This window comes from Nocardia sp. NBC_00511, assembly GCF_045161165.1.
In the GTDB taxonomy this organism is placed as follows: domain Bacteria; phylum Actinomycetota; class Actinomycetes; order Mycobacteriales; family Mycobacteriaceae; genus Nocardia.
In genome coordinates this window covers 2435842-2458508 of sequence record NZ_CP107849.1, presented here as the reverse complement: position 1 = coordinate 2458508, position 22667 = coordinate 2435842, and the positions used below count along the sequence as shown (strand labels likewise).

The 22667-nt window shown below is 66.6% G+C and carries 25 protein-coding genes; 14 read left to right on the top strand and 11 right to left on the bottom strand.

The features are described 5' to 3' along the window. Nucleotides 1–87 precede the first annotated feature (87 nt). Nucleotides 88–1413, top strand: coding sequence for a cytochrome P450 (locus tag OG300_RS11645; protein ID WP_405495032.1), 1326 nt, complete (start codon nt 88–90; stop codon nt 1411–1413). Here OG300_RS11645 and OG300_RS11640 read toward each other — a convergent pair. Continuing rightward, on the bottom strand, nt 1352–1837 hold the full coding sequence (locus OG300_RS11640; protein ID WP_405495030.1) for a MerR family transcriptional regulator: 486 nt from the start codon (nt 1835–1837) through the stop codon (nt 1352–1354). The genes OG300_RS11645 and OG300_RS11640 overlap by 62 nt on opposite strands. A 47-nt stretch (nt 1838–1884) precedes the next feature. Here OG300_RS11640 and OG300_RS11635 point away from each other — a divergent pair, with 47 nt between their 5' ends. The 4 genes from OG300_RS11635 to OG300_RS11620 all read left to right on the top strand — a co-directional run bounded on the left by OG300_RS11635 (nt 1885) and on the right by OG300_RS11620 (nt 4904). Continuing rightward, the gene (locus OG300_RS11635) at nt 1885–2841 is read left to right on the top strand and encodes an MBL fold metallo-hydrolase (RefSeq protein WP_405495028.1); all 957 of its coding nucleotides are present in this window, start codon (nt 1885–1887) and stop codon (nt 2839–2841) included. 4 nt (nt 2842–2845) lie between these two features. Further along, the gene (locus tag OG300_RS11630) at nt 2846–3469 is read left to right on the top strand and encodes a GNAT family N-acetyltransferase (RefSeq protein WP_405495026.1); all 624 of its coding nucleotides are present in this window, start codon (nt 2846–2848) and stop codon (nt 3467–3469) included. Between the two features lie 96 nt (nt 3470–3565). Next, nucleotides 3566–4141: a TetR family transcriptional regulator C-terminal domain-containing protein gene (locus tag OG300_RS11625; RefSeq protein WP_405495024.1), complete on the top strand. Its 576-nt coding sequence runs from the start codon at nt 3566–3568 to the stop codon at nt 4139–4141. 10 nt (nt 4142–4151) lie between these two features. After that, the gene (locus OG300_RS11620) at nt 4152–4904 is read left to right on the top strand and encodes a cupin domain-containing protein (RefSeq protein WP_405495022.1); all 753 of its coding nucleotides are present in this window, start codon (nt 4152–4154) and stop codon (nt 4902–4904) included. Here OG300_RS11620 and OG300_RS11615 read toward each other — a convergent pair. Next, complete coding sequence (locus OG300_RS11615) at nt 4901–5542, bottom strand: hypothetical protein (protein WP_405495020.1); 642 nt, start codon at nt 5540–5542, stop codon at nt 4901–4903. The two genes, OG300_RS11620 and OG300_RS11615, sit on opposite strands and share 4 nt — an antisense overlap. A gap of 49 nt (nt 5543–5591) precedes the next feature. On the opposite strand from OG300_RS11615, the gene OG300_RS11610 reads away from it, so the two are divergent. Both OG300_RS11610 and OG300_RS11605 read left to right on the top strand, forming a co-directional pair. Beyond that, nucleotides 5592–6002: an ester cyclase gene (locus OG300_RS11610; protein ID WP_405495018.1), complete on the top strand. Its 411-nt coding sequence runs from the start codon at nt 5592–5594 to the stop codon at nt 6000–6002. A 4-nt stretch (nt 6003–6006) separates the two neighbouring features. Then, on the top strand, nt 6007–6432 hold the full coding sequence (locus tag OG300_RS11605) for a hypothetical protein (RefSeq protein ID WP_405495016.1): 426 nt from the start codon (nt 6007–6009) through the stop codon (nt 6430–6432). An 84-nt stretch (nt 6433–6516) separates the two neighbouring features. Here OG300_RS11605 and OG300_RS11600 read toward each other — a convergent pair whose 3' ends face one another. Continuing rightward, entirely contained in the window at nt 6517–7305 is a 789-nt protein-coding gene (locus tag OG300_RS11600; RefSeq protein WP_405495014.1) for an SAM-dependent methyltransferase, read from the bottom strand. Nucleotides 7306–7526: 221 nt separating this feature from the next. Here OG300_RS11600 and OG300_RS11595 point away from each other — a divergent pair, with 221 nt between their 5' ends. Continuing rightward, nucleotides 7527–7709: a hypothetical protein gene (locus tag OG300_RS11595; protein WP_405495012.1), complete on the top strand. Its 183-nt coding sequence runs from the start codon at nt 7527–7529 to the stop codon at nt 7707–7709. Between the two features lie 585 nt (nt 7710–8294). Beyond that, nucleotides 8295–8633, top strand: a complete 339-nt coding sequence (locus tag OG300_RS11590; protein ID WP_405495010.1) for an NUDIX domain-containing protein — start codon at nt 8295–8297, stop codon at nt 8631–8633. 4 nt (nt 8634–8637) lie between these two features. Here OG300_RS11590 and OG300_RS11585 read toward each other — a convergent pair whose 3' ends face one another. The 6 genes from OG300_RS11585 to mca form a co-directional block, all read right to left on the bottom strand. Further along, the gene (locus tag OG300_RS11585; protein WP_405495008.1) at nt 8638–9498 is read right to left on the bottom strand and encodes a hypothetical protein; all 861 of its coding nucleotides are present in this window, start codon (nt 9496–9498) and stop codon (nt 8638–8640) included. A gap of 538 nt (nt 9499–10036) precedes the next feature. Then, complete coding sequence (gene mptB / locus OG300_RS11580; protein WP_405498528.1) at nt 10037–11764, bottom strand: polyprenol phosphomannose-dependent alpha 1,6 mannosyltransferase MptB; 1728 nt, start codon at nt 11762–11764, stop codon at nt 10037–10039. Then, a complete protein-coding gene (locus OG300_RS11575) occupies nt 11752–12777 on the bottom strand; it encodes a hypothetical protein (protein ID WP_405495006.1) in 1026 nt (341 codons plus the stop codon). Before OG300_RS11575 ends, mptB begins: the two co-directional genes overlap by 13 nt. 139 nt (nt 12778–12916) lie before the next feature. Next, entirely contained in the window at nt 12917–13381 is a 465-nt protein-coding gene (locus OG300_RS11570; RefSeq protein ID WP_405495004.1) for a DUF4279 domain-containing protein, read from the bottom strand. Between the two features lie 42 nt (nt 13382–13423). After that, entirely contained in the window at nt 13424–13678 is a 255-nt protein-coding gene (locus tag OG300_RS11565) for a hypothetical protein (protein ID WP_405495002.1), read from the bottom strand. A 156-nt stretch (nt 13679–13834) separates the two neighbouring features. Next, nucleotides 13835–14719 (bottom strand): mycothiol conjugate amidase Mca, encoded by an 885-nt coding sequence (gene mca / locus OG300_RS11560; RefSeq protein ID WP_405495000.1) that lies wholly within the window; start codon nt 14717–14719, stop codon nt 13835–13837. 185 nt (nt 14720–14904) lie between these two features. Here mca and OG300_RS11555 point away from each other — a divergent pair, with 185 nt between their 5' ends. Further along, a complete protein-coding gene (locus OG300_RS11555) occupies nt 14905–15267 on the top strand; it encodes a hypothetical protein (RefSeq protein WP_405494998.1) in 363 nt (120 codons plus the stop codon). A gap of 24 nt (nt 15268–15291) precedes the next feature. Here the strand turns inward: OG300_RS11555 and OG300_RS11550 are convergent, their stop codons facing one another. Then, complete coding sequence (locus OG300_RS11550; RefSeq protein WP_405494996.1) at nt 15292–16575, bottom strand: FAD-binding protein; 1284 nt, start codon at nt 16573–16575, stop codon at nt 15292–15294. Between the two features lie 511 nt (nt 16576–17086). Here OG300_RS11550 and OG300_RS11545 point away from each other — a divergent pair. Beyond that, a complete protein-coding gene (locus OG300_RS11545) occupies nt 17087–18337 on the top strand; it encodes an FAD-dependent monooxygenase (RefSeq protein WP_405494992.1) in 1251 nt (416 codons plus the stop codon). Between the two features lie 49 nt (nt 18338–18386). On the opposite strand, the gene OG300_RS11540 is transcribed toward OG300_RS11545, so the two are convergent. Further along, nucleotides 18387–19277, bottom strand: coding sequence for an ACP S-malonyltransferase (locus OG300_RS11540; protein ID WP_405494990.1), 891 nt, complete (start codon nt 19275–19277; stop codon nt 18387–18389). A gap of 181 nt (nt 19278–19458) precedes the next feature. On the opposite strand from OG300_RS11540, the gene OG300_RS11535 reads away from it, so the two are divergent. The 3 genes from OG300_RS11535 to OG300_RS11525 are packed head-to-tail and all read left to right on the top strand — an operon-like array spanning nt 19459 to nt 22650. After that, nucleotides 19459–20508 carry a 3-oxoacyl-ACP synthase III family protein gene (locus OG300_RS11535; RefSeq protein ID WP_405494988.1) on the top strand — a complete coding sequence of 350 codons (1050 nt, stop codon included), beginning with the start codon at nt 19459–19461 and terminating at the stop codon, nt 20506–20508. Beyond that, on the top strand, nt 20505–22448 hold the full coding sequence (locus tag OG300_RS11530) for an HAD-IIIC family phosphatase (RefSeq protein WP_405494987.1): 1944 nt from the start codon (nt 20505–20507) through the stop codon (nt 22446–22448). The genes OG300_RS11535 and OG300_RS11530 overlap by 4 nt, the downstream gene beginning before the upstream one ends. Next, nucleotides 22396–22650 carry an acyl carrier protein gene (locus tag OG300_RS11525; RefSeq protein WP_405494985.1) on the top strand — a complete coding sequence of 85 codons (255 nt, stop codon included), beginning with the start codon at nt 22396–22398 and terminating at the stop codon, nt 22648–22650. The genes OG300_RS11530 and OG300_RS11525 overlap by 53 nt, the downstream gene beginning before the upstream one ends. The last annotated feature ends 17 nt before the right edge of the window (nt 22651–22667 follow it).

Genomic DNA, 22667 nt, shown 5'->3' with positions numbered 1-22667 from the left:
GCCGCCCTTCCGAAATATCACGACCGTTCTACTCTGTAGGGCAAGGACTTCAGTCGCAGTGAGGCGGCTCCACGAAGGGACGGCGCAGTGAGCACCACCTATCCATCCGGTCCGCGATTGCCCGCCTCCCTGCAAACCGTGCTCTACGCCAAGTGGCGCGGCACCCTGCTGCGGGCGGCCAAGCGACGCCACGGCGACGTGTTCACCCTGCACCTGGCCGCGCCCTATGCCGAGAACCTGGTGGTGTTCACCCGACCCGAGCACATCCGGGAGATCTTCGCGGGCGACCCCGCGGATTTCCATGCCGGAGAAGGCAATCGGCTGCTCGTGCACATCATGGGCGAACATTCGGTGCTGCTCACCGACGAAGCCGAGCACGCGCGGGCGCGACGGCTGCTGATGCCCGCGTTCGTGGGCTCCTCGCTGCGCGGCTACCGCACGCTGGTCGAATCCATCGCCACCGAACATGTCGATCGCTGGGCGTCCGGGTCGACCGTGCACACCCTGGATCGGATGAACGAACTCACCCTCGACGTCATCATGCAGGTGGTGTTCGGGATGACCGACGAACGCCGTCGCGATCAGCTAGCCCCGCGGCTGCGGCAGATCGTGAACGTCAATCCGATCATCTTCTTCGGCTGGAAGTATCCGGCCCTGCAAACACGGGGACCGTGGAAACGCTTCCGCGACAACCAGAACGCCATCGACGAACTGCTCTACAGCGAGATCGCCGAACGCCGCGCCCACCCCGACCTGACCCGGCGCACCGACGTGCTGTCCCGGCTGCTGGCGGCCGGATCCGGTGAGAACCCCACCGACGCACCACTGTCCGACGCCGAACTGCGCGACCAGCTGATCACCCTGCTGCTCGCCGGGCACGAGACCACGGCCTCGGCGCTGTCGTGGGCCTGCCACGAACTGGCCGCGCACCCGGACGTGCAGGCCACCGCTCGCCGCGCCGCCCTCGACGGCGACGAGAAGTACCTCGAGGCGGTGTTGAAGGAAGCCATGCGACGGCACACCATCATCGCCGGAACCGCGCGCCGCCTCACCCGCGACGCGACCGTCGGCGGCATCGACTTGCCCGGCGGCACCGTGGTGTCCACGTCGATCCTGCTCGCGCACGAACGCCGCGAAGCCTTCCCGGACGCGGAGGTGTTCCGGCCCGAGCGTTTTCTCGAAGGCGAAGTGGCGGCCAATACCTGGCTGCCGTTCGGCGGTGGCGTGCGCCGCTGCATCGGCGCGGGGTTCTCGCTCATGGAGGGCGCGGCGGTGCTGCGCGAAATCCTTACCCGGCAACGCCTTTCGCTGCCCGCAGGCACCGCCGCCGAGACGTCGCGGACGCGCAATATCACCCACGTGCCCGCGCACGGCGCGCCCGTGGTGGTGACGGCCGACCCGGTCCTGGTGTGAGCTGGCGGCGGCCGGGGAACTCCCCCGGCCGATGATCACCCGACAACTGCACGAAACCCAGGCACTCCGGGCATTCGGCGATGATCGGATGACTGCACTCACCCAGATGCTCCAGGAACCGATCCGTGGCCTGCAGCAGAATGATTCGCGCCTGCACATCGGCACGCCGTTCGGCCAGCAGGGCCAGCCGTTCCGGATGGACGCCGAGCCCCAGCTGACGGATCTGATCGAGCGAGAGACCCGTGCGCTGCAGGATCTGAATCACCCGGGCATAGTCGAGGATGTGCTCGTTGTAGCTGCGATGCCCCGACGGGCTGCGCGGCGGCGCGAGCAGGCCCATCGATTCCCAGTGCCGCAGCACGTGTGTCTCCACGCCGAGCGCGGCGGCCGCGTCGCCGATCCTCATGTCCTGAGCAGTGGCCACGATTCACCTCTTTACTTCATGTCGACCTTAAGTATTAGCGTGCCACTATGTCCGATCGAGTGCCAAACCCCAGCTTGTTCGAATGCTGTGCCGCCGCGGCCAGTTCGATCCGCGGTGCTGTCCGACCCCGCCGCGCCGACCAGCGCTTTCTGAAATCCCTGACCGACGCGGGCCTGCCCACCGCCCGGCGAACCGTCACCGTGACGGCGCTGGCGCAGACGCCACGATCGGTGCCGACCGCGGCGGTGGTCGAGGGACGCTTCGCCCCGCGGCGAATCACCAACTCCCTCAACTCCTTCGTGATCACGCACCCCGACGCCACCTTCATCGTCGACCCGAGCTTCTGCCTGGACGCCGAACGCCGCGCCCTCTCGCAGCTGTCCTCGGTGCTGCGCCCGGTGGTGCGCCCGCCCGCCGACACCATCGCGACCATCACCGCCCTGCAAGCCGAGTCCGGGCTGCCCGCACTCGATTTCGCCCTGCCGACCCACGCGCACTGGGACCACGTGTGCGGGCTGCTGGATCTGCCGGGGCTGCCGGTGCACATGCACAGCATCGAACAGCAGTGGATCTCCGCCGGGAAGGTGCCGCCGGTCGGTGGCGTCCGCGATTCGCTGCTCGACCGTCCCCTCGTCACCTACGACCTGGATGGTCCGCCGGTGCTGACCTTCGAACGCAGCCTGGACCTGTTCGGTGACGGCAGCGTGGTGCTCGTCGATCTGGCCGGGCACACACCCGGCAGTGTCGGCGTGCTCGCACATACGCCGCGCGGTTGGATCCTGCTGGCAGGCGATGCGGCCTGGCATTCGCTGCAGGTCGACGACATTCGTCAAAAGGCCAGTTTCCCAGGCAATTTCACCGACAACGACCGGGACCTGACCTTCAAGAGCCTGCACCGCCTGCACCTGGCCCGCGAGTCCGCCAGGGTGATCCCGACCCATGACCACGCGGCGGCGCAGCAGCTCGCCTCATCCCCTGCCGAGGCGGTCCACCCGCTACCGTGAGGGCATGTCGATCACCGTCCGGCCCGCCGGAATGTCCGATATTCCCGAGTTATCGCGCGTCCTCGGCATCGCCTTCGCCGACGACCCGATCATCTCTTGGCTGATCCCCGACGATGCCGCCCGCCCGCAGCGGGCGGCATCGCTGTTCGCGGCCCAGACCCGGCACCACTTCCTGAGCGCCGGTGGCGTGGAGGTGGCCTGCGACGAGTCCGGACGGATCGGTGGCGCGACACTCTGGGCCCCGCCCGGACATTGGCACGCCTCGAACCTCACCACCCTGCGCCAACTCCCCGGCCTGGTGCGCGCCTTCCGCAGCCGCCTCGGCGTGGCCGCGAAGCTGGCCGACATCATGATGTCCAACCACCCCACCGAACCGCACTGGTACCTCGCGGTGATCGGCACCCTGCCCGAAGTCCGCGGCAAGGGTTACGGCCAGGCCCTCCTGAACTCCCGCCTCGACCGCTGTGACGCGGCGGGCATCCCCGCCTACTTGGAGTCGAGCAAACCCGAAAACGTCCCGTACTACGAACGATTCGGCTTCACCGTCACCGGCACCCTCGACGCCACCGCAGGCGGCCCGCCGCTGTGGCCGATGTGGCGGACTCCCGAGGACGCGCACCAGGGGTAGCTCGACCGCGAGTCATCGACCGCCGAAAAGGCTCGAACCTCCACCGCCAACCGCCGTTCGAGTTGCTCTGTACCTATTGGTATGTACAGTGATCGTGTGAGCAGTCGAGAGAGCCTCATCGAAAGCACTCGGTCCCTGCTGTGGGAACGCGGGTACGTCGGGACCAGCCCTAAGGCGATCCAGCAGCGCGCCGGGGCGGGCCAGGGCAGCATGTATCACCATTTCTCGGGCAAGGAAGAGCTCGCTCTCGCCGCCATCGAGCGCAGCGCCGAGGTGCTGCGGGAGGTCGCCGACGCCCAGTTGTCCACCGAGGGAACGGCTTACGCGCGCATCGAGGCGTTCTTGCGACGTGAGCGCGACGTGCTGCGAGGCTGTCCGATCGGACGGCTCACCCAAGATCCGGACGTCATGGCGACGCCCGCGTTGCGCGCTCCGGTCGAAGAGACCTTCGCGTGGCTGCGCGGTCGGCTCACGGCCGTGCTTCAGGACGGCCTCGACCATGGCGAATTCCCCGGCACGCTAGACCCTTCCACCACTGCGCTCGCGATCGTCGCGGTGATGCAGGGCGGCTACGTCCTTGCCCGCGCCGATGATTCCCCGCAGCGATTCGAGGAAGCCGCCACCGGGATCCTCGGGCTGCTCGCCGCATACCGCCGCCCCGAAACGGAGTAGATCCACCGACATGCAGATCTCACACACTGCCGCAACGACGGCGGCCCCGGCCGAATGGGTCACGGGCCAGGTCTGGTTCGACACGCTGGCCGCTCCGAACGGATCATCGCGGACCCAGGTCGACAGCGTCCGATTCGCCCCCGGCGCTCGCACCGTCTGGCATCGACACGCACTGGGCCAAATTCTCACCGTGACCGAGGGCGTCGGGCTCGTGCAGCGGCGTGGCGGACCGGTCGAGACCATTCGGGTCGGCGACACGGTGCGCATCGACCCCGGTGAATGGCACTGGCACGGAGCCACTTCCACCTCCGGCATGACGCACATCGCGATCGAGGAGATACCCGCGGCAGGCACTTCCGCCGAGCTAGGGGCCGCGGTCAGCGAGGCTGAGTACCAGCTCGGTGAACCTGCGGGAACCGATGAACCCGTCACGCCGGTCACCCGATCCGTGGTGCTTGATCACGCGCTGCCGACCGCGCGGGCTGTGCACCGGGTCGAGGTTCGGCGCATCACCATCGCCCCCGGCTACCCGGCCGGGCTGCACGTGCACAACGGGCCGGTCTTCGGATCCATCGAAACCGGTTCGGCCGTCTATCAAATCGACGGTGAGCCGCCCGTGGTGCTGCGTCCCGGCGATGTCTTCCACGAGCCCGAGGGCGCGCGCGTCGCGCGGTTCGACGCGCAGGACGACGGCGTCACCTTCCTCGGCTACTTCCTGCTCGACGTCGCCGAGGTCCCCGAGATCCATTTCCCCGACGCCTAGCTCTCCGCCTCCGCGAGGGCAGCTCGAACGAGTGCCCTTGCGGCCCAGCTCATCACCTCGGTGGCCTCGACACGGTCCAGGCCGCTGGTGTCGCGGGTGGTGATCATGGCTTCGGTTCCGAAGACCATCACCACCGCGTTCACCAGCCTCTCGAAAGCCTGCGGCGCGAGCCGCTCCCGCAGCGGTTCCAGTGCCGTGCGGGCCATGTCCAGCCGGTTGGTGCCCCGGGTCGGCGCGCGCTCTTCCTCGGGGACGTCGCGCTGCGCGAACCAGCGGTCCGCGGACGCGCGCACCACCTCCCGCCAGACCACCTCGTCGTCGAACTGCATGTCCGCGATCCGCCGTACCACCATGTCGATCCGTTGCTCCGGGTCCTCGGGCAGCTGGTCGAAAAACCCCGCGCGCGTGGCGGACCAGGACTGTCGCCAGGCCAGATCGGCCCACAGCGACTGACGATTCGGGAAGTAGCGGTGCGCGGTGGCGAGGGAGACCTTGGCCGCGGCGGCGACCTGCGCGATGGCCGGGGACTGTCCGTCACGAGCCAGGGCGAGGGCGGCGTCCAGCAGGGCCTCCCGGGTGCGAAGTTTCTGATTCTGTCGGCCCGCGGCGAGATATTCGTCTTGACGTGAGGTGCCCATGCTCATCATGATAACCAAGTACTCACGAACACGACAGGAGGGGATGGACATGACTCGCGAGGAAATGGACGCACTGTTCGCCGAACACTGCGCCGCCGAGGCGGCCAGCGACGTGGCCGGAGCATTGGCCACACTGACCGCCGGGGCCGAGCACGATGTGGTCGGGGACCCGCAGGGCGTACTGCGTGAGCCCGGAGCCATCGGAGAGCGCTACCGCGTGCTGTTCGACGCGCTCAGCGAAGACAAGTTCGTCAATGTGCGCCGGTACTACGGGGAGGACTTCTTCGTCGACGAATCCCATTGGTACGGAAAGGCAACGGGGATGTTCGTCGGCATCCCGGGCAACAACCGGCCGCTCGATTTCCGCATCCTGCACGTCTGCGAGGTCCAGGACGGCAAGATCAGCCGCGAGAACGTCTGGCTCGACTTCGCCGCCATCGTGCAGCAGTTGGGAGCCTGACCCGATGAATTCACGACTCCTCACGGTCACGCTGCTGGCCGGGCTGACCGTGGCCGTCGCGGCCGGTTGCAACGACCAGACCACCGCCGCCGCTCCGAGCGGGAACGCGGTCGCCTCGAGTTCCGCACCGGCAGCGGGGACGGCGCAGGGCGACAGCTACTGCACCGTGGCGGCCGACCTGGCCAAGTCGACACGGCAGATCACCTCGAAACCCGCCATCGACCCGAAGGACTACACCGCGACGGCAGCAGGCTACGACAAGCTGAAGACCTATGCGCCGCAGGATATCCAGCCCGATATCGAGACCGTCGCCACCGACTATCGCGCCATCGGCGCGGGCAAGACCACGATGGACCAGGTCGCGACCGAAGTCGGCACCGCGAGCCTGCGCATCGCCGAGGTCACCATGACCCAGTGCGGGCCGCAGTAGCCCACGGACCCCTGAGGAACGCGAATGCGCTGGTGCGGAATGCCTCTCGGCACTCCACGCCAGCGCATTCGCGTTCGCTGTCGATCAGGGCTTGCGCGCCATCCCACCGACGATGAGTTCCTCCCACACCGAAAGCTCCGGTGCGGGACCATCATCGAGGGATTCCGGACGCCACTGGGCACACGGACGCAACCCGTCGTCGTCGATCTGGAGATCGCCGAAGCAGGCCTGGATATCCGCGTCCTCACGGAAGTACCCGCGGCCGAACGCTTCCAGGATCTTGCGCTGGGTGGCGACCGCCTCGCGGGTGGCGCCGGTCCGGAAGTGCGAGATGTAGGTCCGGCTGCCCGACACGATGCGGTCGGTCCAGAACTGCACCACGCTCGACGGGTCCTCATCGTCGGTGACGAAGCTGAGAGTGACCGCGAACAGCAGTCCCACCGGCTCGTCGAAGTCGATCAGGCGCTGGACTTCCGGATGCTTCTCGATCGTGCCCGGATCTCGAATATCCGCCTCCAGCACGGCGATTCGGTCGTCGACGGCCAGCAGTGCCCTGCCGTGCGCCGCCACGAACGGATCGTCGTCGATGTACACGACGCAGGCATCCGGATGCACTTGCCGGATTACCTCGTGCACGTTCTGTTCTGCGGGTAAGCCGCAGCCCATGTCGATCACCTGCCGGATGCCCTCGTCTGCCATGGCGCGAACCGCCCGCAGCACCGCATGCCGGTTGGTGATAGCCAATTGCTCAGAACCGGGTAGATCTTCGGTGAAGTAGTCACCCAGATCCTTGTCGACACCGTAGTTGTCGCGCCCGCCGAGCACGTAGCTGTATACACGTGCCACGCTCGGCCGGGATTGCCGCGCTCGCATGGCGTTGATGTTCAACAGTCACACCCCTTTTACCCTTCCGCGCACCCGAATCCGTGGTCGCGCGGTAGTCCACCGGTACGGCGGCACCTCGATCGGAGATCATTGCAGATCGGGCTCGAGTGGAGCAGTCTTTCCCCACCGACGATACCGCTACACGCCAGAAAATCCTGCTCCATCCACACATTCGACCTCGGGTTGTCCGGGGATGTGAATCCTACTGGTTGGTTGTTGTCGCGGCGGGCGTCGTGGTCGCGGCGGGCGCGCTGGTTACGGTCGCTTGGGTGGTCGTCACCGGCGGAGTGGTCGTGGGAACGGGCGTGGCCGAATCTGTGGTCGTCGGTGCGGCGGAAGTCGCCGTAGTAGTGGCCGAAGCCGGGATCGGGTCGGGGCAATGCCCGGTCTGATCCCCGATGGAGTTGATCTCCGCGTTGGATCGGGGGTCACCCGCGTAGTTGATCTGGTCGGTACATTTCGGCGCGGGTGCGGGCCCACTCTGATCCGTCGCCGGGTCCGGACCGGGGGCCGCCACGTCGCCGGGCGGATTCCCTTGCGGCTGTTGGGCGTTGCCCGGCTGTTGCCCGTGTGGTCGTCCTGGACGGTCGCTACCTGGACTGCCATTTCCCGAAGTCGTCGGCGCGATGGTAGTGGCCGACACCGACGCCGTCGCGCTGACCGACGACTTCGCCTCCGTCGTAGTCGATTTGCCCGAATCACTCGAACAGCCCGCCACCAGCGCGACCAGCGGTGTCACCACCACAACCATTGCGCGCGTACCCATCTGCAGACGTGATCGACCACGCCACCCCGTCATCGCGGACATTCCATACCTCCTGAACAACCGCAGCCCCAGCCCCAACTCATCCGCTGCACGACAAACAACTGAACGGTATGGGATCCCTCTACCCCCGCACTATCGGACAGATGCCCTAATCCGCAGGCCAGCCTGGGCCGCACCCATTCGCCGAGTCGACTGGATACTGTTGTGCCCCATGGACTCCGAACGGGCCGAGTATGTCGCCGCACTCCCCCGCAAGCGGATGGGCGCGGGCGCACTGTTCGTCGACGAGCTCGACCGGGTTCTACTGGTCGAACCGACCTATAAGGACTACTGGGAATTGCCGGGCGGGGTCGTCGAAGCCAACGAATCTCCCCTGGCCGCGGCCGTCCGGGAGATCGACGAGGAGCTTGGCCTGACGGTGACTCTCGGTCGTCTGCTGGCAGTGGATTGGGTTCCACCCGGGATACTGGCTCGCCGCGTGATGGCGGCGCGGCGAGCTCGGAGCGAGAGGGCATCGGTCTATCTGGAGGATGGCTTCGCCGCTGAGTGAACCGCTATTGGCGTGCGGGTTCCGGAGTGCGTTGCGCCAGTAGCGCATCGAGCTGCTGTTCGGCGCGTTCGGCGCGGGTGAGGGTTTGGGCTCGGGCATCGTCGAGGGTGGCGAGGCGTTCCGATGCCTCCTGCCGGGCCTTGTCGAGGGCCGTCGTGGATTCCTGACGGACAGTCGCGATGTCGGCGGCGGCTTGGCGGCGGACGTCGCTTAGTTCCACGCGCGTTCGCTCGAGGTCGGTGCGGATCTGCTTGATCTCGTCGCGGGTTTCGGCGAGGACCTGATTGCGTTCGGATACAGCGGCTTCCGCACGTTCGATGGCACGCTCGGCATCGGCGGCCCGCTGTACCGCGAGGTCGCGCTCCGCGCCGGCGGCGGTAATGCGCTGAGTCGCATCGCGCCGCGCCTGCTCGGTCTCGGTCGCCGCCTTGGACCGTGCAAGTTCGATATCCTCGGTGGCCTGCTGGCGGGCCCGCTCCACGTCCTCTGCCGATTCCCTTCGGATGGTGCGGATCTCGGCCTCCGCGTCGGCACGTGCGCCGAACACGTCATCGGCCGCCTGCTTGGTCACCCGCTCGACTTCCCGCATCGCGTCGTCACGAGCGGCCAGTGCCTCCGCGATCCGCCCCTCCGCTTCCTCGGTGGCGAGAATGGCGTCCTCGGCCGCGGATTCGGCCGCCGCCCGCACCTCGTCGATATCCCGCCGCGCCTGCTCGGCAGCCACAGCCTTCATCTCCGCTTCCGCGATACGCCGTGCCGCATCCGCCTGCACAGCCTGAATCTGCGCCTCCGCCACCGCGGGATCCGCCAACGTCGACAACTCCGAGACCGCAGCCGTCAACGTCGTCCCCAGCTGATCGGCCAACGTCCGAAACTGCGAAAGCAACTCATCCGCCCGTAGCCGCGCCACCGCCGCCGGACCCTGTTGCGTCACAGTGACGTTCGCAACCGGACCCTCACCCTCCGCCTGCTGCTGACGTTGCCGTTCTCTCCAGGCCCGCCACCGCGTGTGGTCGGGGTGCTCACAGTATTCCGACGGCCGTCCCGGTCCCCCGGCGCGCGTGATCGGTTTCGTACAGCCCGGGTAGTTGCAGTTGCTCGACACAACGAAAATCGTAGCGTTGGTTTCGTCATTTCCAACGGAACAACACGAAACGAAAGCCCAAGTGGCCCAAATCAATCGGCGCCGTCCTGACCCCCGATAAGTGAACCTTATCGGGGGTCAGGCTTCCCGCTTCTCCCAATTCAGCACGGTATTTTTACGTTTCCGTTTGCGTCGCACCAACGCAACGTATTTCGACGTAACTCATCCAAAAACTGTGCTCGCTTGTACGGCCGTCCCAATTCCCGCAGAAACGAAACATCCGAGACTCGAACGAGTGGGTTGGAGCGAACCAGCGCCGCTACTCTGCGTCGGCGCGTAGCACCTTCGGGATTGTGGAGCAGGCAGCGCGCCGAATCCCCCACGGCAACGCATTACGGGTCAACGCGATGAACAGAACCGACACGACGACGACAGAGGAGGCAGCCTCGACGATCTGAAAGACCGTGAACTCGGCGCCGCGTGGCATCTCCAATACCCCTACTGCCACAGAGAATGTCACCACCGGTCCTCGAAACGTCGGTTTCGTCGCCCACGCGGCCAGCGGCACGATCGCCCACAGCAGGTACCACGGCTGCACCACCGATGACAGCAGAACGATTGCACCCACCGACAGGCCGAGCGCACCGATCGGGTGCAGGCGCCCGGTCCAGGTGGCCACCAGCATGCGCAGGCTCAGGAACGCGGCTGCCGCCATCGCGAGCGGACGCGTGAGGCTCAGCAACGCGTTGGTGTGATCACCCAGACCCAGGAGTACACCGCCGAATCCGGTGATGATGCTCAGAGCCGTCGGAAGCGACAGCCAGCTGTGTACCGCATTGGCCGTGCCGAGGGTGTAGATCCAGCCGAAACCCAGACCGCTACCCCAGCAGATCAGCAGAGTGGTGAGCGCGGCGATGACGCCGAGCACTATCGCGGCACGAATCACAGACCCGATCCGCCTGCCCCACTGCCGAGCCAGCACCATGCCGACGAAACCCAGGGCAATGATCGCCGGAGCCTTGACCATGGCCGCGAGGGTGATGAGAACTGCACCGAACCCAAGCAGCGCCCAAGCGCGCCTGTCCAACGACGGCGGTGAATCCCTCTCCACGCCAACACCAGTGGGGAGCGCGCGCAGACAGTACTCCAGCCCGACCAACATCAGTCCGAGCATCAGCGTGTCGTTGTGCACCCCCGCGACGAGGTGAAACAGCACCAGCGGATTGGCCGCGCCGAGCCACAATGCACTCACCGGCGCTACCCCGCAGCGGCGTGCCAATCGCGGCAACGCCCACACGATCAACGCCATCCCGCCGAGTTCGAGCAGCCGATGCGCCCAGACCCCGAGCAAGATGTTGTCACCGGTGATCGCGGCGATCCCGCGGCCGATCCAGAGAAACAACGGGCCGTACGGCGCCGGCGTCTCACGCCAAATGTTGGGCACGTTATTGGTGAGCACATTGTCCAAGCCGAGCCCGGTTGCCGGACCCACCACGTACGGGTCCAGGCCGCGGTGCGCGATTTCGCTCTGTGCCAGATACGAATACACGTCGTTGGAGAACATCGGCGGAGCGATGATCAGTGGAGTGATCCACAGCAAAAGGGTGCGAGCTAGCTGAGAGCGGCTGATCCGCTGCGCGGGAGCCCCACTGCTACCGCTGACCACGAACCTGCCCAACAGCAACCAGGCCAGCACCACCGCAACCGTGCCGATCATGCTCGTTGCCAGCATGGATGTCGGCATCCGTGCGAACAATCCGACCACCCGCACACCCGACACCGGATTCTGATGCACCGGCTGGGCGCCCACCCCCAGCGCGCTGATCGCCATCAATACTGTTCCAGTGGCCCCGAGCATCCGGATCCGCCCAAACTGCACGGTCTCCCGCCGATCGAGCCCCGGCACCTCCACCTCGTCGCTGTGCAGATTAGCGATGGAGTCCTCGGCGGGCGGTGTATCTAGGCCAATAACGCGACGACCCAGGTTGATACCCCTGCGCCGCAAGCTGTTTCGCTCCCCCACAGCACCCGAGCCTAGCCGCACCATATCGGCAGATTGCCCGACCTCGGTTCTGGCCAAGTAGCCATCGAACGGTACCCTGCGCGCAGCGAGTCCAGAGATGCCCAGTCCGGCGGACGGATGTAGGCCCCACCACTCAGAAACTCGGAGAGAGTCCGCACCGCGTAGCAGCGGCCCTGATTCGGCTCGAGCCGCCCGACATGCGAAAGATATTGCGCAAGCGCCCGTTCTGCGTGCTTGTAGTCCAGAATCGAGTCGCTCATACCGAAACTCCCTACCAGGATCGCCAGCAACCGGCCGGTGTGGTCGACGAGGTCTGTATCAGCGTCCGGCCGCGCAATCGCTTCATGCATCCGCGCCGTCCGCGCGACCTGGTGCGCAAAGTAGCCGTTGAGATGATGGCCGTCGCACGCCTTTCGAAGCAGCCACGGTTCGGCGGCGGAATCGTGGAGGTCACATATGGCCTCGACGAGATACACGCGGCCCCAACCGGCGGTCCGGTCGGCGAGCCAGATGAGATTGGTCGCCGCATCAGGGAGCCGCGCAAGAGCCCGGGCAGCGAGCGGGCCGAAAGTGCCGGAGAGCAGACCCACCGTCTGAATGAGGGGGACATCCTCCACGCTCCCGACCTCGGCGAGCATTGCCATACCCAGCACGGTCGGGGCCTCTTCGACACTGGTCCGAGTGAGAAGACGGGCAAGCCCACGAACCCGCTCAGGGTCTGCACGCCCGATTGCCTCAACGATGGCGACCTGTCGGTGAATCGGCAGCCGGTGCTCGGCGAGCTCTCGATTCAACTGCGCGACATCGCAGTTCTTCCCCGAAGTGCTGAGAAACGCGTCGAGAATCCGAGCCGTATGGACGCCGTCTCTGTCGCACGGTCTGCCATCCGAATGCGAGGCGCCCAGGCCGTCGGTGTCCGGATACGGCTCGCCGTTCGCGGGCAACGGGATACCTGGATGCCGACGTTCCAGCGCTCGGGCATGCTCGTAGAACGCAATGCGGGGGCCGAGCCGAGCCGAACCTGCGGTGGCCGTCACCGGGCGGAGGGGTGCTCGATTCTTTCGATCATGAGGATCGATGGTTACATGCGCAAACGAGGTATGCAACCGGTTCAAGACGGCACGACGTTCAATATCACTTGCTGACAACCGATTCGGGCCGAGATGTGCAACTCACTTAATTGTCGTAGTCATCGCCCATGTCGTACTCGTCAACGTCGAGCGCTGCTCGGGTCGACACCAGGAACTGGAGTGCGGACGGCGATAGATGCCACCCCAGCGGTCGAGGATATTGCCGCGCTCGATCCCATCCAGTGTCATGCGGAGCGGCCTCGACGCCGCCTGCGTCACGGAAATAGCGAACGACCTGCATTGTGGTGGTGACCTCTTCGTCGGTGCAGAGGGAAGTCAGTTGCGCGCGAACCGGTTCCAACCGATCGATCAGATGCTGGATCTGATCCTCGATGCTCTGATCGCCGCGGCAGACGATCTTCCAGGCATGAACACGTGGAAGGACATATTCGGCTGACCGGCTACCCATCACGAGTACCTCGTCCGGTTCCATCTCGATCCGAGCGGCCATCGCAGCGGCTGACAGCGAGGTGCTCTTCACCGAGAAATAGGAATACTGCCTGATCTTCACGACACAGATCCCACCACGAACGTTGGCGAACCCACGACTCGATTAGTTGTCCGCGGCGGCGATCCACTCGATGAGGGTCTCGAAGTCGTTCCGTTGCAGTCCTATCCGCGGGTCGACGTGGTGCAGGAGAGCTCGTCCACGGTGATGTGCCGATACCCATTCCCGGTCGCGGTCGGTGATCTCGTCGTCGATCCAGATGAACGATCGTCCTGCCGCCCATTCGGTCAGTGGTCGGGTCTTCCAATGCAGCCCGAACCATTCGTCGGTGGGATCGTCTGGACGTTGCGGCCAATCCACTATCGCCTGGGTGGTGGCGTGCTCTCGTGCGTCGGGTTCGTCCCGAACGGGATCAATGGTCCATCGACGTCGAGGAACAGTAGAGGTCGGGGCGGCCTATCCATCATTACCGCAGGCTAGACCCGGGCTGGTCTTGGAAGCGCCTTCCACAAAGGTTCAGGCAGTGGGCAATTCGATGCCTGCGAAGAGGTCGTTCTCGGGGAAGGTGGTTGAGACGTGGGTGTATGCCAGGTGGTAGTCCTCGGTGGGCCAAGCGGTCATTTCGAGGGGTACGGGGCAGGACATGGCGGGGCCGTTTGGGTCCACCTGGGTTTCGTGGGCCAAGAGGGCCCGGTGGCGGGTGGGGAAATGGGCGGCGCACGGGATCTGGGTGGTGATTTCCCAGGTGGGGGTGGAGTCGTCCCATTCGTCGAGGACGTTGCTGTGAGGGGAGGTGAGGCCGGCTGTGGTCATTGCCTGGTAGATGGCTTGGAAGTATGACTTGCTGTGGGTGCAGGTGTAATACAGCTTCAGGGGCTGCCAGGGGGCACCCGTTTCGGGGTGGTGGGTGGCGTCGGCTGCGGCGGTGAAGGCTGCTACTGCGGTTTGGTGGGTTTTGATGTGGTCGGGGTGGGGGTAGCCGCCGTTCTCGTCGTAGGTGACGATCACGTGGGGGCGGAAGTCGCGGATGAGGCGGACCAGGGCTGCGGTGGTTTCTGGGAGGGGGGCCATGGCGAAACTGTCGGCGGGGAGTGGTTCGCCTTCGGCGGGGAGACCGGAGTCGATGAAGCCGACGAAGCGGTGTTGGATGCCGAGAATCGCTGCGGCGCTGGCCATTTCCTGGCGGCGCACATCGATGAGGTTGGCCTGGACTTCGGGGCGGTCGACGGCGGGGTTGAGGATGTCGCCGCGCTCGCCGGCGGTCATGGTGCAGACCATGACTTCGGCGCCCAGTTCGGAATAGAGGGCGATAGTGGCCGCGCCCTTGCTCGATTCGTCGTCCGGGTGGGCGTGTACGGCCATCAGTCGGAATCCGGCGTATGAAGCGGGGCGGGTGTCCATGTCTTCGATCTTCCCGCGCGATTGATCTTGGTGGCAAACGCATTCGCGGCGCTCCGGGTCGAGGCCACTTCGCAGGCGAAAACCGTCACTGTGACGCCGCCCTGCTGGGTCGCGGCAACCGGAGGCGATAGGCTCGGTAGCTGAATCCTCTTCGCCGCCGCGAATCTTCGAAGGACGGAGTCCGAGTGCCCGACGAACCGATCAGCTGGGATCACCTGAAGAAGCGGGAGCCCACCCAGGCCGACCGCGACACGCTGCGGGCCGAACTGGTCGACCGGGCCGTCACTGTCCGCCGCGACGGCTGGGCCGACCACCGCGACACCTGGACGGCCGGAGATGCCGCAGGAGTCGCCTACCTGCTCGGCGACACTGCGGTATTGGAGGAACTCGAAGAGCCCGAGGGCTCGGTCCTGACCCGCTACGCCGGGAGCCTCTATGGCTTCAACGGCGCACGCAAGGACATCACCGCCGGACTGGTCGGCACGCAGGCCTGGTTCGATTCCGCCCGAAAGGAACTCGACTCCCGGAGTCCGCGCACCGCCGAGTGAGCGTGCGCGGACCGAGGTTCGCGATCAGCCGTCGAGGGCGCTGTAGACGCGGTAGGTGGGGTCGACGATGCTGCGGATGGTGTCGAGGCGGGTGTAGTTGTCGCCGAAATAGCGCTGCATCGGGTCGCCCGGCTCGAGGTAGTTGACATAACCGCCCGCCGAGGCGGACTTGATCATCTCGTGGGAGTCGACCACCCAGGCGCGTGCCACATCCGGCGGAATCGGTTCGTAGGCACCCCATTCCACCAGGGCCGCGTGATTGCGCCACGGGAAGGCGGCCGCGTCGAGGTGGGTGTCGCGGACCGCTCCGTCGAGGGTGTTGATCTGGACCCAGCCGGTATTGCCCGCCTGCGAGAACTTGGTGAGCGATGCGATGATCACGCCGATCACCTCGTCGTTCAGGGTGGTGACTACGTCGGACCCGTTGGTGAAGCTGGCGCGTGGCTGGGTGGCGCTGCCGCCCGCGAGCGCCAGGATGGTCTCCATGTGCGACAGGGCCCGGATCTCCACGCTGAGCGGGAGCATGCCGACCGCGGCGGTGAACTCTGCGGCCGCCGCGGCTCCCGTGCCGGGGGCGCACACCAGCTGGGTCCAGCAGTCCAGGCTGCCATTGCCGTCGCAGTCGACGCTGAAATCCGCCCACTGTTCACGAGGCGCCTTGGTCACCCATTGCTGCCAGCCGCGAATGCCGTCGGCGGCGCGGTCACCCGGGAAGGTCAGGCGCACCAGGTCTTTCGGCGTCGCAGGGCAGGTCTTGTAGGTGAAGGAGGTGACGATGCCGAGGAAGTGGCCACCGCCGCGCAGGCCCCACAGCAGGTCGGGGTGCGACGTTTCCGACACTTCGACCTTGGTGCCGTTGGGCAGCACCAGATTCGCGCCGATGAGCCGATCGCATGTCATGCCATAGCGACGGGACTCGAAACCCAGACCGCCGCCCAGGGTCAAGCCCGCGATGCCGACGGATGGGCACATCCCCGTCGGCAGGGTCTGCTCGTACGGGTCGAGGGCCTGATACACGTCGTACAGCACCAGACCGGGTTCGACCGTCACCTGCCCGTCGGCATACGTGATGTTGTTGAGGTTGCGCAGGTCGATGATCATCACGCCGGTCGCCGAGGACACCCCCGCATAGGAGTGCCCGCCGGAGCGGGCGGCGATCCGCAGATCGTTGGCGGCGGCGAAAGCGACTGCCGCGGCGACATCGTCGGCGTTGGCCACCTGGACCACCGCGACCGGCTGCTCTTCGTCGAACTGCGTGTTGAAGATCTGTTTGGCCGACGAGTAATCCTCATCGTCGGAGCGCACCACACGGCCTGCGATCTCCTTGGCCAGCCGCTGCCAGTTGGCCTCGTCGGCCAGCTCGATCCAGGACGGTGACGGGTCGGCGTGCGCTATGGGAAGCCCAGCGGCGGAAGCCAGTCCGGCTGCCGCGATCCCGAGTGCCCCTCGCAGGAACGTGCCACGCGAGAAAGCGCTAGTGGTGGTATCGATCGCTCGGCTCCCTCTCCCTCATCTGGTGAACTGTCACATTACTTGCCGGGTGACCTACCCGGCACACAGTTCCATGTCGCCGATAACGCACTACCACAACAGATCTCGCGGCGGCGGCGAATCCACCACGAAATCCGATCCACACAAACATCCGATCGGCGGCAATCGCCCAGCGTCGACGCACCGATCCCCGCCAATGTAGACGGTCACACTCCCGCCGCACTGTGGCACAGCTGGGAAATCGCTGTGTGATCGACGCCCGGGGAGGCTGACCTGCAACGCATTTCGAGCGCCATCGTAGGATCGGGTGGACGGGGAAGGTTGTCGAATGTCGGGATCACTTCGAATTCTGGTCTGCGGTGGCGGGATTGCGGGCAACGCGGTCGCGTTGCAGTTGCTGCGCGCGGGGATCGACGTCATGGTCGTGGAACGCGCCGCCGTGCCGCGGCCGGGCGGACAGGCCGTCGACCTGCGCGGACCCAGTCGCAAGGTGGCCGAGCGGATGGGGCTGATGCCGGGCATCCGGGAGCGACAACTGCACGAGCGCGGCATGATGTTCGTCGACGAACGCGGCCGCAAGCACGCCGCGCTGCCCGCCGAGGCATTCGGCGGCGAGGGTCCGGTCGCCGATATCGAGATCGCGCGCGGTGACCTCAATCAGGTGCTGCTGGACCAGATCGCCGCGCTGCCCGCCGAATCCGGGACCCTCGAATACCGCTACAGCGAATGGGTCGAGAAGCTGGTCCAGGATCGGGACGCGGCGACCGTGCACTTCGCCTCCGGCGCCACCGCCGAATTCGACATCGTGATCGGCGCCGACGGCCTGCATTCGGATCTGCGCGAACAGGTCTTCGGCCCGCACGAACGCTTCACCGAGTATCTCGGCGCGTACATCACCTTCTTCACCATTCCGGCGCCGGTCGATTCCGGCATCGAAAGCGGTTGGGTCGGTGTGTGTCCCGTCCCCGGCACCGCCGTCGCGGTGCGCCCCGATCCGGATCCGGCGACCGCGATGGCCATCATCTCCACCCAGATTCCGGCCGATCCCGCCCTGCGCCGGGATGTCGCTGCCCAGCAGCGGCTCATCCGGGATCGGCTGGCCGGGCACGGCTGGGTGATCCCCCAAATCCTGTCCGCCATGCCCGATTCCCCCGACTTCTACTTCGATGAGGTCACCCGGGTCCGGATGCCGCTGTGGTCGCAGGGCCGGGTCGTGCTGCTCGGTGACGCCGCCTACTGCGGCTCCCCCATGACCGGCATGGGTACCGCTCTCGCGTTGATCGGCGCGTACCTGCTCGCCGGTGAGATCGCCGCCGCCCCAACCGATCACGTGCACGCCCTCACCCGCTACGAGAACCGGCTGCGGCCGCTGGTCACCGAGGTGCAGAAGGGCACCGAGACCTCGGTGCGGTTGCGCCATCCCGACACTCGCCGCGGCGTCAGGGTAGCGCTGCTGTTCGTAGCGGTGTTGGCGTCCCGGCCCGCCGGTCTGGTCATGGGTCTGCTCACCCGACTGCTCGCCAAGCGCGCCGAGTACCCGCTGCCCGACTATTCGCTCACTGCTGCCGACCGACGGTAGCCAACGGAATCGCTCGCTATGACGTGGCCCGGTGCTCGTCGGTGCGGACTCACACGGCGGACGTACTGGCTGGATCGTCGGCCGGGCTCCGGAAACATACGATTCGTGCGCCGGGCAGGGCGCGCCGGGCGATTCCGGTCAAAACACCTGCGGGCGGCAGTTCGACAATGGTCGTGGCACCGCCTCGGTGCAGGGTCCGCTGACAGAGATCCCAGCGGACAGTGCGGGTGAGCTGTGCGACCAGCAGCGCGAGTGCCTCGCTGCCGGTCCGCACGATTCTGCCGTCGAAATTGGAGATCAGGGCGCAGACGGGATCGCGAGGACGCAGCCGCGCCGCGTGATCGGCCAATTGCCGCACAGCGGGGTTCATGTGGCGGGTGTGGAACGCCCCGGCGACCGTCAGCCTTCTGACTTTCGTTGCGGGCGGCGGAGTTTCGGTGAAGGCCGCTATTCGATCCGACCGCCCGGCAACCACGTGGTGACCTACCCCGTTGACGATGGCGACCTCGAGCCCGCCATCGGCGACGGACTCGCAGACCGTCGCGATATCGCCGCCGAGAACGGCTGCCATGCCGCCGGATTCGAGCGCGCAGGCCGCGGCCATCGCTCGCCCCCGCGTGGCCGCCAGCGCGATGGCCTCGGTGGGGGTGATGACCCCGGCCAGGGCCATCGCCGCCACCTCCCCGACCGAGTGCCCGGTCACCAGTCGCGGCGTTGGCAGCGCGCTCGCGGCCAGCAGAGCCACCGCTGTCAGGAGTGGTTGTGCCACTCCGGTATCGGTGAGGGCATCCGGTCCGGCGGTGGTGCCGAGGGTCAGGAGATCGAGTTGCGCGGAATCCGACCAGCATGCCAGCAATTCACGGGCATTCGGCAAGGCCAGCCACGGAACGAGCATTCCGGGTGTTTGGGATCCCTGCCCGGGAACGATCAATGCGTCCACGAATTCCACGTTATCCGCCCGACCAGCCACCCGGGGGCCGGAAGCCGGTACCGGGATCGGGCCTCCATCGATCCTCCATTGGTCCTCTATGCGCTGGTTGTAACTTTTTCTCGGCAGGCCGAAAGCATTTCGGCGCGCGTCGACGTCGACGAGTTCGTGCAGCGGTAGACGGGAAGCGCGTATGAAACTTCGTGGGCTCGCCGAAGTCCTTCCGGGCTCGCCGGTCGGCAACGGGGAGATGGCCGCGCGATTCGGTTTGCACGAGCGCTGGCTGGATCGGATGACCGGAAATCGGACTCGGTACTTCTGCGACGCGGCGGGCGGACCACGCAATACCGGGGATCTGGCCACCGCAGCCGGGGCAAAGGCCCTGACGGCCGCCGCGGTCGCACCCGAGGACCTCGAATTCCTCATTCTGACCACGGCATCACCGGACGCGTTGATGCCCGCGACGGTCAACTCCGTGGCTGATCGCCTGGGCATCAACGGTATTCCGACGTTTCAGCTCACCTCCGGCTGTGCCGGCGCGATGCAGGGTCTGTACACCGCGCGCGCCCTACTTGCGGCCGGTCTGGGCCGCGGACTGGTGATCGGCGCGGATTCGGTCTCGAGACTGTGGCCCGCGGATGGTTTGTCCCGCAGCATGCCACCCGCCGAACTGGTGAACTTCGCACTGTTCGGTGATGGCGGTGGCGCGGTGATCGTGGAGTCCGATGACGGGGACCCGGGGCTGGTTCTCGACCACATCGTGCTGAAAACGGTTGGCCTGGGCCGCAAACCGGCGCAGGTGGTGCGCTGGTACGGCACCGACGGCGCGCCGAAGATCCAGGCGGCAGACGGATCGATCGTGCGCGAACCGATGGGCGAAGAGGACTACCGGGCCATCGCGCAGCAGGTGCCCGACCTCGCCGATCGCACCTTCGCCGAGGTCCTGGCCGCCGCCGGATGGGAGTGCGGCGAGGTCGATTTCGTACTGGTGCCGCAACTGAACGGAATCATGTCCGAGCTGATTCGCCGCCGCCTGGGAGTTACCGAGCAGCAGGCGATCTCGTGTGTCGCCGACACCGGCAACAACGGAAACGCGCTGCCGTTCATTCAACTCACCCGCGCGCTCGAACGAATCGATCCGCGCGCATCGGGCGAACGCCGCCTCGTCGTGGTCACCATCGAATCCTCCAAGTGGATCGTGGCCGGAGCCGCCCTGCGCTACCGGGGCAGGCCCGCCGCATGACCGGGCCTCCGTTCGAGACGTCCGCCGCGATGCCACGTCCACTGCACCGGTTGCGCGCACTGCGCCGTGCCGGTGTGGCCGAGCACCTCGGTGCGGTACGAAATCTGTTGTGGGGGTTGACCGACCCGTTCGAACTGGAGAGTGCGGGCAAGCTGCTGACCGCCGACAGCACCCTGGCGGCGTGGCGTGGCTCGGGCATCATGCCCGAGACCTCGGTGTTGCTCTACGGGAATTCGACCCTGACGTCTGTGCCGCCGTTGGTGTTCGCACACCTGCTGCGCCAAGGCGTGTTGCCGCAGGTCACCGCCGCGGGTTTCGACGCCTGGCGGCATGACGCGCTGACCGGTCGATGGCCCTGCTCCCCTGCCGTGGTCGTACTGGTCCTCGACGATCACGTCGTGTTCGATATGGCCTGCGCCGACAGCGATGTCGAGGCGATCGCCCGCAGCTGCGCGCAGCTACCCGGTGAGCTCGAGGAATGGATCGCCCGCGCGCGCGAACAACTGCGGGCCCAGGTGATCGTCACGACGGTTCCGATGAGTCCGCGCCGTCGCGATGTCGTCATCGACTATCGCGGCAAGGCCCGGCTGGACGCGGCCTGGTCGCTGATGAATGCCGCGATCCTGCGGCTGGGCGAACAAACCGGGGTGGTGGCGCTGGCCTACGAGGCAGTGAGCGGCCACAGCGGAATCGTGTTCGAATCCCACCGTATTCGGCATATCGCCGGTGTCACCTTCGCGATGCCCTATCTCGCCCGACTGGCCGACGAACTCGCCCGGATATTCGTCGCGCAGCTCGGCCTGGCGCGCAAATGCCTGGTGCTGGATCTGGACGGCACGCTCTGGGACGGCACGATCGCCGAGGACGATATCGACGGGATCCGGGTCGGCGGCGTCTACCCCGGCTCGGGGCATGCCGAATTGCAGCGCGCCGCAGCCGCTTTGGCGGCCCAGGGCGTATTGCTCGCCGTCGCCTCCAAGAACGATCACGACGTGGCGATGGCCGCCTTCGAACGGCACCCGGAGATGCTGCTGCGTCCGCCCGATCTACTCGCCCACCGCATCGATTTCGCACCGAAACACGCGAACCTGCGGGCCATCGCCGCCGAACTCGGGATTCACACCGACGCCCTGGTGTTCTTCGACGACAGTCCGGTGGAGCGCGGGCTGATGCGCGCGGCCGCACCGGAAGTCACGGTCGTCGAGCCGACCGGTGATCCCGCCGATCACGCGGCGGTGCTGCTGGCCGCCGGTCACTTCAACGTGCTCGCGCGCACCACCGAAGACTCCGCTCGCCCCGCGATGATGCGAGCCGACCGGCAGCGCTTTCCCGAACGGCCCGACAACCTGGACGACTACCTGCGCGGCCTGGATCAGCGTCTGGAATTGCACTGCGCGGGACCGATGCACCGGATCAGGGTCGCGCAGCTGTTCGGAAAGACCAACCAGTTCAACCTGACCGGGCAGCGCTACACCGTCGTCGAGATGGCCGAACCGGCCGCGCACGCGGCGAGCTTCTTCGTGTGCGGCCGGCTGAGCGACCGTTTCGGCGACAGCGGCATCGTGATCGCGGTGGCACTGCGCGATCACGGCGACGAGTGGTCCATCGAGAACCTGGTACTGAGTTGCCGGGCATTCGGGCGCGGAGTCGAGAGCGCCCTGCTCGCAGTGCTGGCTCGGGCCGCTGCCCGAACGGACCGGGCCGCCGTCACGGCCAGCTTCGTGCCGACCGGCAGGAACAGCATGTGCGCGGACCTGCTCGGACGCAACGGATTCGAACAGATCGCACCGGACCCGCGACCGGGCGCGACGCGCTGGCGGCGTCCGGCCGACAACGACGCGTCGGGACCGGCTCATCTGACGGTCGCCGGTGCCGAGGAGGTGCTCGATGTTCTCGTACGAGATGCTCGCCGACCTGATCGAGGAATTGCTCGACGTTGATGCCGATCAGCTCACGCCACACACCGTGCTCTCCGATCTGGCGCACTGGGATTCGGTGGACCAGCTTCGTTTCCTGGTGCGCTTGGAGCGCCGCCTGACCGTACCGGTGGACTTCGACGAGTTCATGGCGGCGATGACACCGGCCGAGCTGCTGGTCGTGGTCCGGTCCGCGCTCCCTTCACCACGAGCACAGGCGGGTTGACGATGACGCATACCTCC

Excerpts from the sequence above, each read along its gene's own strand:
- OG300_RS11635 (WP_405495028.1), top strand. The coding sequence starts at position 1,885 with ATGTCCGATCGAGTGCCAAACCCCAGCTTGTTCGAATGCTGTGCCGCC.
- OG300_RS11630 (WP_405495026.1), top strand. The coding sequence starts at position 2,846 with ATGTCGATCACCGTCCGGCCCGCCGGAATGTCCGATATTCCCGAGTTA.
- OG300_RS11620 (WP_405495022.1), top strand. The coding sequence starts at position 4,152 with ATGCAGATCTCACACACTGCCGCAACGACGGCGGCCCCGGCCGAATGG.
- OG300_RS11615 (WP_405495020.1), bottom strand. The coding sequence starts at position 5,542 with ATGGGCACCTCACGTCAAGACGAATATCTCGCCGCGGGCCGACAGAAT.
- OG300_RS11610 (WP_405495018.1), top strand. The coding sequence starts at position 5,592 with ATGACTCGCGAGGAAATGGACGCACTGTTCGCCGAACACTGCGCCGCC.
- OG300_RS11605 (WP_405495016.1), top strand. The coding sequence starts at position 6,007 with ATGAATTCACGACTCCTCACGGTCACGCTGCTGGCCGGGCTGACCGTG.
- OG300_RS11600 (WP_405495014.1), bottom strand. The coding sequence starts at position 7,305 with ATGCGAGCGCGGCAATCCCGGCCGAGCGTGGCACGTGTATACAGCTAC.
- OG300_RS11590 (WP_405495010.1), top strand. The coding sequence starts at position 8,295 with ATGGACTCCGAACGGGCCGAGTATGTCGCCGCACTCCCCCGCAAGCGG.
- mptB (WP_405498528.1), bottom strand. The coding sequence starts at position 11,764 with ATGGTGCGGCTAGGCTCGGGTGCTGTGGGGGAGCGAAACAGCTTGCGG.
- mca (WP_405495000.1), bottom strand. The coding sequence starts at position 14,719 with ATGGACACCCGCCCCGCTTCATACGCCGGATTCCGACTGATGGCCGTA.
- OG300_RS11545 (WP_405494992.1), top strand. The coding sequence starts at position 17,087 with ATGTCGGGATCACTTCGAATTCTGGTCTGCGGTGGCGGGATTGCGGGC.
- OG300_RS11535 (WP_405494988.1), top strand. The coding sequence starts at position 19,459 with ATGAAACTTCGTGGGCTCGCCGAAGTCCTTCCGGGCTCGCCGGTCGGC.
- OG300_RS11530 (WP_405494987.1), top strand. The coding sequence starts at position 20,505 with ATGACCGGGCCTCCGTTCGAGACGTCCGCCGCGATGCCACGTCCACTG.
- OG300_RS11525 (WP_405494985.1), top strand. The coding sequence starts at position 22,396 with ATGTTCTCGTACGAGATGCTCGCCGACCTGATCGAGGAATTGCTCGAC.